The sequence below is a fragment of the Sphingomonas sp. Leaf34 genome, from assembly GCF_001421805.1.
Lineage (GTDB): Bacteria > Pseudomonadota > Alphaproteobacteria > Sphingomonadales > Sphingomonadaceae > Sphingomonas.
This window is the reverse complement of record NZ_LMLC01000002.1, coordinates 167,513-179,225: the sequence shown is the minus strand read 5'-3', so window position 1 is coordinate 179,225 and position 11,713 is coordinate 167,513. Positions and strand designations below refer to the sequence as shown.

9 protein-coding genes and 1 riboswitch are annotated in these 11,713 nt (G+C 65.6%); of the genes, 1 reads left to right on the top strand and 8 read right to left on the bottom strand.

The genetic code is table 11. The features are described from left to right. Nucleotides 1-14: 14 nt before the first annotated feature. The 6 genes from ASF00_RS06170 to ASF00_RS06145 form a co-directional block, all read right to left on the bottom strand. The gene (locus ASF00_RS06170) at nt 15-698 is read right to left on the bottom strand and encodes an NAD(P)H-dependent oxidoreductase (RefSeq protein ID WP_055875852.1); all 684 of its coding nucleotides are present in this window, start codon (nt 696-698) and stop codon (nt 15-17) included. A gap of 361 nt (nt 699-1,059) precedes the next feature. Further along, nucleotides 1,060-1,626: a nicotinamide riboside transporter PnuC gene (gene pnuC / locus ASF00_RS06165; RefSeq protein WP_055875850.1), complete on the bottom strand. Its 567-nt coding sequence runs from the start codon at nt 1,624-1,626 to the stop codon at nt 1,060-1,062. After that, nucleotides 1,623-2,765 (bottom strand): phosphotransferase enzyme family protein, encoded by a 1,143-nt coding sequence (locus tag ASF00_RS06160; protein ID WP_082463255.1) that lies wholly within the window; start codon nt 2,763-2,765, stop codon nt 1,623-1,625. The genes pnuC and ASF00_RS06160 overlap by 4 nt, the downstream gene beginning before the upstream one ends. 1 nt (nt 2,766) lies before the next feature. Next, nucleotides 2,767-5,028 (bottom strand): TonB-dependent receptor, encoded by a 2,262-nt coding sequence (locus tag ASF00_RS06155; RefSeq protein WP_055877062.1) that lies wholly within the window; start codon nt 5,026-5,028, stop codon nt 2,767-2,769. 92 nt (nt 5,029-5,120) lie between these two features. After that, nucleotides 5,121-5,230, bottom strand: a riboswitch (TPP riboswitch). A 141-nt stretch (nt 5,231-5,371) separates the two neighbouring features. Beyond that, entirely contained in the window at nt 5,372-5,593 is a 222-nt protein-coding gene (locus tag ASF00_RS06150; protein ID WP_055875846.1) for a hypothetical protein, read from the bottom strand. Between the two features lie 451 nt (nt 5,594-6,044). Continuing rightward, on the bottom strand, nt 6,045-6,707 hold the full coding sequence (locus tag ASF00_RS06145; protein ID WP_055875844.1) for a UPF0149 family protein: 663 nt from the start codon (nt 6,705-6,707) through the stop codon (nt 6,045-6,047). Nucleotides 6,708-6,956: 249 nt separating this feature from the next. On the opposite strand from ASF00_RS06145, the gene ASF00_RS06140 reads away from it, so the two are divergent. Continuing rightward, complete coding sequence (locus tag ASF00_RS06140; RefSeq protein ID WP_156348205.1) at nt 6,957-8,915, top strand: putative bifunctional diguanylate cyclase/phosphodiesterase; 1,959 nt, start codon at nt 6,957-6,959, stop codon at nt 8,913-8,915. 9 nt (nt 8,916-8,924) lie between these two features. Here the strand turns inward: ASF00_RS06140 and ASF00_RS06135 are convergent, their stop codons facing one another. Together ASF00_RS06135 and ASF00_RS06130 are read right to left on the bottom strand one after the other, a co-directional pair. Beyond that, nucleotides 8,925-9,851 (bottom strand): crotonase/enoyl-CoA hydratase family protein, encoded by a 927-nt coding sequence (locus tag ASF00_RS06135; RefSeq protein ID WP_082463253.1) that lies wholly within the window; start codon nt 9,849-9,851, stop codon nt 8,925-8,927. Nucleotides 9,852-9,961: 110 nt separating this feature from the next. Beyond that, the gene (locus ASF00_RS06130; RefSeq protein ID WP_235525647.1) at nt 9,962-11,689 is read right to left on the bottom strand and encodes a chloride channel protein; all 1,728 of its coding nucleotides are present in this window, start codon (nt 11,687-11,689) and stop codon (nt 9,962-9,964) included. Nucleotides 11,690-11,713: the final 24 nt, after the last annotated feature.

The following is an 11,713-nucleotide window of genomic DNA, read 5'->3' as shown; positions in this document are numbered from 1 at the left end:
AAGATGCGGAGGATTCACCCCGCCATCCGGGTGACGATGGCGGGGTCGGCCAGCAGTGCCTCGTCGCCGAACGCGATCTGCGCGCAGGTCCGCCGCGCCTGTACCGCCACCTCGCGCAGATACTGATCGGCGAAGCGCGCGCTCAGCCCCGGCACGATATGCGCAAAGCGCCGATGCTCCTGCGATCGCATCCCGAACGCATGGACCAGATACTGATCGAACACGCTGTTGAGACCCTGGCCCTGCCCTTGCTCGTCTAGCCAGACCTTGCTCGCGGCGGAGGTTGAGAAACTGAGCAGCCGCTTGCGACCGAGAAGATCGGTGCGGACGCGCCCTTGCACCGCGTCGGGCTGCACGCCTGCACCGAACACGCGTTCAACATAGCCCTTGAGCATCGCCGGCGGGGTCCCGAACCAGATCGGATAGATCAGCACGAACACGTCGCAGCCCCTGATACGCTCGATCTCGTCGAGCACATCTTGGCCGTATGAGGCTGCGATGCGGGTCGGTCGCTCTTCAGCCTTCAGGACCGGATCGAACCCGATCGCATAGAGATCGCGCAGCACGACCGCCTGCCCTGTCGCGCGGACGGCGTCGCAATAGGCGTCCGCGATGGCATGATTGAAGCTAGACGAGTCGGGATGGCACAGGATCACCGCATGCCTGCCGCCTGTCGAAACATGGTCCTTGACCGTCATCGCAAGATCTCCGTCGACGTGCGTTACAGCGGACTCTCGAATTGCGATCGCTCGGTAGCTCGCTGCGCCATTGCCAAAACGGTCTACGGGCTGCGTCGCCGTGCGGAGACCCTCGGGAACTACGCAGATTTCGCATCGGCCGGCATTGCCGGGGTATTTGGGAATGACCAACGCCAGGGGTCAGGATCACTTGGTGGGAAAGGCGCGATCCAATCCCCCCTCCGTGGGGAGGCCGTGAACGACCGTGCCGATACTGGCCGACGGCTGTGCCAATAACGTAGAGAGGCGCCTGAGCCGCAACGAGATCCTGTTCGGCGGCCTGAAGCGCTGGTGAGCCGACTGCGTGGGCTTCGATGCGAGATCAGGCTGACGCGGACCGCGCGGCGCTGCGCCAGCGGCGGTAGCCGATCACGGCGAGCCCGATCATCGCCGCGTACAGCCCTGCGGTCAGCATCAGGCCTTTGACGATGAACATCCCGACATAGAGGATGTCGACGGCGATCCAGAGCAGCCAATTGGCGGTGTAGCGGCGTGCGGTCCAATATTGGGCGACAAGGCTGAAGCTACTGAGCCCGGCGTCCATCCACGGAAGCGCGGCATTGGTGTAGCGGCTCGTGAACGAGCCGATCGCAACCGCACCAAGCGCGCCGGCGACGAGACCTGCGAGCGCGTCCCCAGGACGTAGTGGGGCGACGACGACGTCACCAGCGTCGTCCTTGCCACGGCGCCAGGCGGCCCAGCCGTACAGGATCGCGCATCCGAACAGCGCCTGCAGCACCATGTCGGCGTAGAGCCGGACTTCGAGGAACAGCTTAAAATAGAGCGCGCAGGCGATGAGGTTGACCGGCCAGCACAGCATCCGACGGGTGGCTGTCAGCCAGATGCCGGCAACGCTGACGGCGACCGCGATGATCTCGAACGCGGTCATCGCGAGGCAGCCCCAGCTTCGATCGCACGGATAAGCCCTTGGCCCGGATCGGACAGGAACCACGCGGCATGGCCGATCAGATAGCCGTCCCAGGCGAGCGCGGCCGAGTCCTCGTCTTCGACCACCGCCGTAAAATAATCGATCTCCGACAGAGCGAACTCTATGTGGACCAGCGGCAGGAGGCGGATGATTGCCGCGATATCTTCACCGTCGAGCGGTACGACCGTGGCATAGCCGGCAAGCAGCGCCAGCGCCGCGTCGGGATCGGCAATGTCGTCCGTCCCCTGCCCCAGATCGAGCCAGTGAAGAGCCGTGCGCTCGATTGCGGTAGCGATGTCATGGACCGCGCAGGTGCGGTCGGCGAGCCCAAAGTCGAACACGGTTTCGACACGGCCGTCCCGCCCCCAGAGCAGGTTGGACGGATGCCAGTCGTTGTGAGTCCACAGCGAGACCTGCCCGGCGAGCAACGGGGCGAGCCCCTGCCCCAAGGCGGCGAACAGCCGGGCGAGTTCGCGTCGCCAAGGACGCGGTGCGAGAAACGCCGCCAGAGCAGGGCGTGCAGCGACATAGGTTTCGGCCGCGGCCACCGGGTCGGCGGCGGGGAGGATGGTAAAGCTGGCCACCAGCGGCTGAGCGCGACGCGCCGGTGCGGAGAAACTGCGTGCTGCCTCGTGCAGCGTCGCAAGCGCCACCCCAGCGGCATGCGCATGCGCGTGCGACGCGAACGGCGTCCACGACAGGCTGTCGCGGTACAGGTCCGCGCCTGGTGCCGCACGGTGCAGTTCGTACGACCATGCGACGCTCGCCACCGCCGTCGCGCCGTCCGCGGTTACCATCACCTCGGGCACCGCCAGGCCTGCGCCGGCAAGGTGCGCGATGAACGCATGTTCCTCGGCGAGCCCCTCGGTCGTGCGAACACCGCGCGAATGGCGTTTCAGCAGGAACGCGCCCTGCGTCGTGTGTACCAGCGTCGCGGCGGAGAATGGCCGCGGGGAATGCCAGTGCTGGCCGGTCATCCGCCCCGCCGACGGAAAACGTGCGATCACCGCCGCGGCTTCCTCCGCGGTGATCGCGGGCCAAGTCGGCGCCTCCATCGCGGTGCCCATGCCGTGAACGAGGTGAGCAGGCTCAGTCGCCACCTCAGAATGCCCGCGAGATCGTCGCCATGACCGCCGCACCGCTGCCGACATAATAGGCCGGGGGGGCGCCCGCGATGACCGTACCGTTGCGTCCGATCGTGTCCCGCGCGTTCGAGCTGACCGACTGCACGCCGGCCAGAACGTGCGGATCGGTGACATTGATCGCGTTGACGCGCAGGTCGGTACGCTTCCCGTCGAGCCAGTCGGCGAGATGCATGCCGACCGACAGGTCGAGCGTTGCATACCCCTTGATCGACTCGTCGTTCATGAAGGTCGCATATTGGCTGCCGATATATTTCGATGCGACGCTGCCGAAGAACCGGCCATCGTCATAGGTCCCGCCGGCGCCGAACTGGACGGTCGGGCTCGACACCGCGCGGCGCCCGCTGGTCGGCAGGAAATCCGCACCGACCGGCAGGTCGTCGTTGATCCGGGCGCGCAGATATTCGCCGGAAAGGTAGAGGCTGACACCAGCGACCGGGCGGTAGTCGATCTCCGCATCCACGCCGTACGAGGTCTGTCCGCCAGCATTGATCGTGGCGTTCACCTGCGCCCCGCCCTGGTCGACCACGGTCGCGAGTTGGCGGTTGCGGAATGTGTAATGAAAGCCCGTTACCGAGACGGAGAGCTGCTCGCCGATGAAGCGGTAGCCGATCTCCTGCGAGACCGAATATTCGTTCTTGAGTGCGTTCGTCCCCTGCACGACCACCGCGCCACCGGCGTAGCTGTTGTAGAGCGTGAATTCATTGGGGGTGCGGAAGTTGGTGGTGATGTTGGCGAACAGCTGCTGGCGGTCGTCGAGCCGGTAATGGATCGCCGCGCGGGGCAGCGCCGCGAAGCTGTTGTTGCGCACTCTGTTTTGCGGCCCGGGCAAATAGTTATGCCCATTGCGCAGCACGGTCACGCCCTTGAATCCGGCGTCGACCGTGAGCCGCGGCGTCAGCGCGATGCTGTCGGCAAGGAAGAAGGCCTTCGTCACGGTAACGGTGCGCTGGTTCTCATAGGCAAGCAGGCGGCCATCGGCGGTGCGGATCGCCTTGGCGCGATAGCCCCAGCGATCGACCGGCTGCCCGTCCGCATCGATCGAGGTGTATGATTGCGTGACACGGTCTGTGCCGTAGTCGAACCAGAGCCCGGCCGTGAGCGTGTGCATGCCGCTGTTCAGCGTCAGCTTGCCGACGTTGCCGACGCGCATCTGATCGCCGGTATAATTGCCGAGCACGGTCGCCATGCCATCGACCGCGCCGGGGAGGGTAATCGGCTGGGTCAGTTCATCGGTGCCGAGGAAATTTCCCTCGGTGGTCAGCTGTGTCCCGTAGGGCGAGTTGCCGTAACCAAATTGAAGATAGGTAGTGGTGTCGAGCACCAGCCGGTCGGACAGCACCAGGTGGACCGGCGCGGCCGCGTAGAGATTGCGGAAGGGTGCACGGTACAGACGCCAATAGTTGGTATTCCCGGCGGTGTAGCGCGTGTCGTAGTTAAACTTGCGACCCCGCGCGGTCCATTCGGCAAGCGTCGGGCTGGGGTAACTCGACGAGTTCGCGTCGTTATACGACAGCGCGAGGCTGGCGCGGTTGCCGGCGCCCCATTCGTTGAGCAGCTTCGCGTCGACATGCTGGCGCGTATCGTAGCCGGCGCCGCGCCAATTGTCGGCGCGGGTGTTCGAATAGGACAGGAAGGCTTTCAACCCGGTATTGCCGATGGTGCCGCTATCGACGCGGAAAAAGCCGCGCCGCGCCGCATAGCTACCTAATGACAGGTCGACGAGCGCGCCGGGACGCGCCTTCGGATCGTCGAGCGCGAGCGACAACAGCCCGCCCGCCCCGCCAAGCGTCGGTGAGTCGATATCCACCGAGCCTTGCGCCAGCGAAATACGCTTGAGGTTCTCGGGATCGGCGAACTGCGATGGGTAGGCGTAGTAATAGCCGATGTCGTTCTGCGGCGCGCCCTCCATCAAGACGCCGATCTCGTCCTGGCCAAGGCCGCGCAGCGTCAGGCTGGAGCTGGTCGAGAGGCCGTATGGATCGCTCGACGCGACATTGGCGCCGGGGAGCAGCGTCACTAACTGGAACGCGTTGAGCGTCGGCGCCTGTTTTACGATGAAGTCGGCGGAGATCGCGCTTTGCGCACGCGGCACCTTCTGGTCGGGGAGCAGACCGGCGGGGTCCTGTTTGCCGACGACGCGGATCTCGGTCGGCGCGTCTGGTTCAGCGGCGACCTGCGCTGCGGCCGCGGATGTGATGAGCGTGGCCGAGAGCGCCATAACGACGGCACGCCCCCGCGCCCGATGCTGCGACGCGACGATCAAAACCATAAATCAAAAACGCTCACATCCACTCCAATCGGAGGGACGACGGGCCAGCCGCAGACCCTCCCTACGCCGGTATAAGCCGGATCAGGTTCAGCGGGTCATGGGCTGCAGCCCACCTCTCAGCCGCGCGTCAGCGGCCCCCCGGGGAAGCCATCGCTTAGGCGGTCGATGCGGGCGTGGAAAGCGCTATCAACGCAAGTGGCTGGCGACCGACGGAAATCGATGTCGATATGCCCTTCGGTACACGATGTCGGAACGAGGCGGCAGCAAACGCCCCGCCCCGTTCGCTCGCTCATCAGTTATGTGCGCGAGCCGCAGCCTTTTGCGCGCGGGCCTGCTTGGCATAGTGATGATGCGCGATCACGCAGCCGGCGGCCGCGCCTATCACCGCATGCCCCTTGCCGACGAAATGGCCGCCGACGCCGCCCGCCGCGGCACCGCGAATGCAGCCCTTGGCGAGCACCGGCGAGGCCGACATCACAAGCAGCGGAAGCGCGAACAAAGGGGCAAGACGCATCCCAGTTTTCCTCTTAGACAGGGTTTGGACAGGAGATACCGGCGAGGCCCTGCCTGCGTTCCGTGAGAAATCGTTCATCTTTGGCGCATCCCGATAGCGCCTCGGGGTGAACCCGCATCTCTACAGGAGATTGATCCGCCGAGCCTGACCTTGCGCGGCCGCCGCGGTATCTCATTATTGCGCACGGCGAGCGCGAATGGGTGCCGCCGGCAGAGCGATCGCTGTTCACGGCGAAGAGCGCTGCGCAAATTCGGACCGTGACCCCGGGTCGTGCCCATGCTACGGCAAGGCGGGCGCCGACGCGTCCAGTCCCGCTCAACGCGAAGTCGTGGAGAATGACGAGGATCGACGCGGCGGGTGTGACTGCGCGGTCAGCGTCGACGACACCGTGATGCCAGGCATCTGCGGCATCACCGGAGACGCGACCGCGACCGTCGCCTTGTCCGCAACCCTATCCACAGCACCGCTTCGATTTCTTGCCCGAACCACAACGACAGGGATCGTTCCGGCCGATCCTGGTCGGTATCGTCTTGATCGGCATCGCCAAGGCCGCACTGCCCGCGCGCATTCCGGCGCCGTGCAACCGCGCAATCAGGTCGACCAGATCGGTATGGGCACGCACTTCAAGGTCGTTGATCGCCAAACTGTCGAGCGACGTATCGTTGCGAGCGATGTCGATCAGCACCGACACTTGCGCCAACGCGTCTGCGACGTCGTCTTCGCCAGCGGCCAAGGTCGCCCATATTGCGGGCCGCAATGCCATCGCTTCGGCAAACCCGTCGATCCACAACTCCCAGAGAACGTCGCCATTGCGCTCGTCGATGTCGAATAGGGGCTGAGGCTTGCCGCGGCTGAGATCGCGAACGATCTCGGTGCAGCGGGCGGTGATCGCATCGACGAACCACTGGACATCGAGCGGATCCTCGAATGGCGGACCGCTGCCGTCGTCGATACCCCAGACGCCCTGCAGCCACTCTGCCTGCGGGATTGGCTCTGGGCACAGCAGTACACCGGTCAGGAACCCGTCGAGTTCGGTAAGCAGCATCGGCTCGTCGAACGGCAGGTCGGCGAGCGCATCGTCGAGGCGACGCAAACGGGAAGGCAGCGGTTTCATACGGCGTTGGGAACGATCGCGTCGAGGAACAGATCTCGCCCGATAGCGCAATCGGTCCCGGCTGCCAGCCCTCGTCGGATGCAAACGTCTGCATCCTGTCCGTGCGCTCGGCTCGTGCGGGCCGTCGGCCGCAGACTGCTTCGGCATTTGCCTTCGCCATAGTCGACCACGCCGTGTTATGCGGCACCCTGTGACCACCTCCCGTATGTCTTCGCACCTTGTACAAACCTGCCGTGCGGAGATAGCTGAGTGACGGGTCTCGTTTCTCGGCTGCGACAACTGCGTCGGTCCGATCAGGCGATTGCCGCCGCCGTCCGCGAGACGTTGGTCGAATCGCTCTATGCGTCCCCCCGGTCGCTGGTGATCGGCGCGCTGTCGAGCGGTGCGATCACCGCGATCGTGGCGTTGATGAGTGCCGATCGCCTGATCATGGTGTGTGCAGCGGCGATCGTGCTCGTCGCCGCGATCCGGATTGTCGACGCGGCCCGGGCTCGTGTGGAACCGTCGGTCGAGGCTATCGCGCGCAAGACGACCCGCCGCGAAATACTCTATCGATCGGGTGCGCTCTGCTATTCGGCCTTGCTCGGTATTTTCGGCCTGCTGACGCTGGTGCGCACCGATGATGGCGTGTTGCAGCTCCTCGCGGTAACGACGACGATCGGCTACGCTGCCGGGATCGCCGGACGCAACGCCGGTCGACCGTGGATCGCCCTGTCGCAACTGCTGTTTGCGTCGGTGCCGCTGGCGATCGGGCTGTTCCTGTCGGTCGAGACGCTCAAGATCGTGCTGGCGGTCGTCATCCTGCTGTTCGTGGTGGCGATGATGGATATCACGCTGCAAACCTATGGCGTGATTCTGAAGGCCACTTTGGTGTCGCGTGAAAAGGCGGCGATCGCCGATCACCATGCGGCGGTCGCTCGCCGCGACGACCTGACCGGGGTAGCCAACCGGACCGCGTTTCGCGAACAGTTCGAAGCCCGGATGCAGGCGCTGCACTATAACGATGACCGCCTCGCGCTTCACTGGATCGACCTCGATCGCTTCAAGGAGATCAACGATTCGTTCGGGCATCTTGCCGGCAACGCGCTGCTCGCCGGCGTCGCCCGCCGGCTGAACGACGCATTCGGCACCGAGGGAATCGTGGCACGACTGGGCGGCGACGAGTTTGCCGTGGTCAGTACGGTCCGTGACCATGACAACGCCCTCGCGCTCGGGCGGACGATCCTGACGCTGGTCGAACAACCGGTCCACCATGACGGCCGGATGTTGCGGGTTGGTGCGTCGCTCGGGATCGCGGTGGCGCCGCGCGATGGCACCGATGCGGATACGCTGCTGAAGAACGCCGATCTCGCTCTGTACCGCGCCAAGGACGGCGGCCGCGGCCAGATGTGCGTGTACGAGCCGGTGATGGACGAAAAGATCGAACGCAGCCGCGATCTGGCGGCGGAAATGCAGGACGCGCTCGTACGCGGCGAATTCCATCTGGTGTTCCAGCCGATCTTCGACCTCGCGGGCGACCGCATCGTATCGTGCGAGGCGCTGCTGCGCTGGACCAACCGTCGCTACGGCGCGATCTCGCCTGCCGAATTCATTCCGATCGCCGAGGACAACGGCCTGATCGTCACGATCGGCGGCTGGGTCATCCGCGAGGCATGCCGGATCGCCAGCGCCTGGCCGACGGACGTCCAGATCGCGGTCAATCTCTCGCCGGTGCAATTGCGCTCGGCCAATTTGACGCAACTCATCCTAGGCGCGCTGGCGAGCAGCGGACTGTCCGCGCGACGCCTCGAACTCGAAGTGACCGAATCGGTGCTGCTCGAAGACATCGAGGCATCGCTCGCCGCGCTCGATGCGATCAACCGGCTCGACGTGCAGACGACATTGGACGATTTCGGCACCGGCTATTCGTCGCTCAGCTACCTGACCAAATTCCCGTTCCAGACGCTCAAGATCGACCGGTCGTTTATCGTCGATCTCGACCAGAACCCCGCCTCTGTGGCGATCGTCCAGACGGTGATCGACCTGGCCGCGAAGCTCGGGATGCGAACGGTCGCGGAGGGAATCGAGACGCAGGCGCAGCTCGACCAATTGCGCCGCACGCGGTGCGATGCGGTACAGGGCTATCTCCTCGCGCACCCGATGCCGGCAAGCTCGGTCGGAGCCATGCTTGCCGACGGGGCCGCGGTCAGGACGCGGTCCGGATCCTGACCGCGAGGATCAAGACTGGACCTTGCCGAGCAAGCGGGTCTGCGCCCCGACCAGCCGTCGCATCAGTTTAAGATCGCCGGCACTCAGTCGCAGCGCGGCATCCGCCCAGAGGTCGACGACCGCCTCAAGTTCGCCGAGCGGGAGCGGATTGACCGAGCGCGACGCTTCGTAGATCGCGCAATGCCCGCTGTGACGCCGGCGATTGTGGCGGATATAGCGTTCGACTTCAACGCGCCCCTCGCCCGGCTCGGCCAGCGCGTGGACGATCCCGAGGTCGTAGAGCTCCTCGGCGCTATAGCTGCGCCCGCTCAGAATCATCTGCTCGGCGCGGGCCGACCCGAGCCTGCGCGACAGGAAACAATGCGCACCCATTCCCGGGAACAGCCCGAAATTGGTTTCTGGCAAACCAAAGCTGGTGCCGCGTTCGGCGATGACGACGTTGAACGATAGCAACGCCTCGAACCCGCCGCCCAGCGCGTCGCCCTCGACCAGACCGATGGTGATGATCGGCTGATCGAGACTGAGCATGTTACGGTGCAGGATGCGCACGCAGGCACGCCCATAGCCGACCAGTGCAGCGCGATTGCCGTTGCGGATGTGCGCTGCGAACAGATCCAGATCGCCGCCGAGCGAGAACACCCCTGGGAAACGCGAGCCGAGCACGACATAGCGGATCGGCATATCACCGGTGCGGCGGGCGGCGACGATATCGTCCTGCCACTGGCTGAATTCGGTCAGCAGCCCGGGATTGAAGCTCGGTCGGACGCGTTGCCGCATATAGGTCCAGAGCGTGTCGAGCTCGGGATCGAAGCGCACCTCGAGTTCGGTAAAGGTAAAGCGCGCGCGTAGGGTTGGATCCGGCGCATCGGTGACCGATCGCTGGTGGCGCGGTCGGCTACGGTCGGCGGGGATGACGGGGGGATATTCGAGGGTCATGACGACGTCCTTCTTTACGCACAGCCGATTGCTGCCGAAGGAGCCTAGGTCGCAAATGATGGCGATACCGATGGCATGTCGGTCGATTTGGCACAGCTGCGCCGTCGCGCTCAGCGTTCCCCGAAGAGTTCGCGCTGCGCCTTTTCAAGTTCCTCCGCATAGCGACGACGGACGAAAGATTCGGACAGGATCCCAAGGACCGCACGCGCGTCGTCGAGCACCGCGAGTTCGTCCGCGCCCGAGGCATCGAAGCGGCGCATGACTTCGGCGATGTCCATCGTCGGGACCAATGCGGCATCCGCGACGACCGCGAGCGATCCGACGGGGGCCTGCGGATCAAGCCCCTCGGCATAGGCGGTCGGGGTCTGGACGATCCCGGCATAGCGATCCTCCGCATCGACGAGCACGGTCCGGCTGGTCGCACCGAGCGGCACCCGCCGGCGGAACTCGGCGATCGTGATCGACGCAGGCAACGCCTTGGTCTCGCGGCGCATCATCCGCCCCGCGGTCAGCGTCTTGACCCAGCCGACGTCGCGCGCGCTCTTGATCGTCTCGCCACGCAGGTGCAGCCGCCAGGTCGAGAAGCTGTAGCCGAACGTCTCGCGCACAATCGTTGACGATACGAGCGCCGCCGCGAGCACTGCACCGGTCAGCGCGAAATCCCGCGTCGCCTCCAACACGAGCATCGCCATCGTCATCGGTCCGCCGACGACCGCGACCGCCAAGGCCGCCATCCCGACCAGCGCGGCGTTGCGCGGATCGACCAGATGCTGGCCGGCGATCGCCGCGAGTCCCCCCGCGAACAGATGGCCGACCAGGGTACCTAGAAACAGCGACGCGAAGAACAACCCGCCGCGAAACCCGAACCCCAGCGAGACGATCGACGCCGCGCATTTCGCGAGGAAGATCACGCCGATGAACGCGAGCGGCGCGCCCAGCGCAAGATCGGCGTGGAGCGCGCCATGCCCGGCCGACAGAACTTGCGGGGAGACGAGCGCGATCGGGACCAGCAAGGCGCCACCGATCGCCGGCCGCGACCAGTCGGGCAATCTGGTGCGGCGCGACGCCGTCTCGACCAGCGCAACCGCGCGCATCAGGGCGATGCCGATACCTGCACACAGCGCGCCGAGCACTGCGTAGATCAGATAGTGATGCGTTTCGATGGGCATCGTCGCGACCGCATCGATCACATAGGGCTGCGTGCCGAGGAGGTGCGCGACCAGCGTTCCGGCCAGCGCGGCTGCGACCACCGGGGCGAGCGCGGTCGGTGTGTAGGCGCCGATGACGATCTCGAACGCGTAGAACGCGCCTGCCAGCGGTGCTCCAAAGGCTGCCGCGATCGCCGCGCCGGTGCCCGCACCGACCAGATTGCGCAGATCCGCGCGGCGCAGATTGAACGCCGCCCCCGCGACCGATCCGATCGCACCGCCAAGCTGTGCATAGGCCGCCTCGAGCCCGACCGAGGCGCCGAAGCCATTGGACAGGATCGTCTGCCCCGAGATGACCAGGCTGTCGGGGACCGACATGCGACCGCCATGCAACGCATTCGCTTCGACCGCATCGACCATCCGGCGTCGGCGCGCGCGCGTTGCCAAGGAGAACAGCGCGAGCACGAGCCCGCCGATCGGCAACACGACGAGCGCGGTGAGCGGTAAAACGGGCATGGCGCTGAGCCGTGCGGCGGATGACAGGCCGAACAGCCCATGCTGCATCGTCCGCGCGGCCGCGCCTTGCAAGACGCTGAGTAACCCGGCGCCGGCGCCGACTAGCGTCGCGAGCACGATGAACGCCGTCTCGCTCGCGCGGACACGACGCCGGATCGATTTGAGGACGGACAATGCGCGCAGAATAAAGGCCTAGCC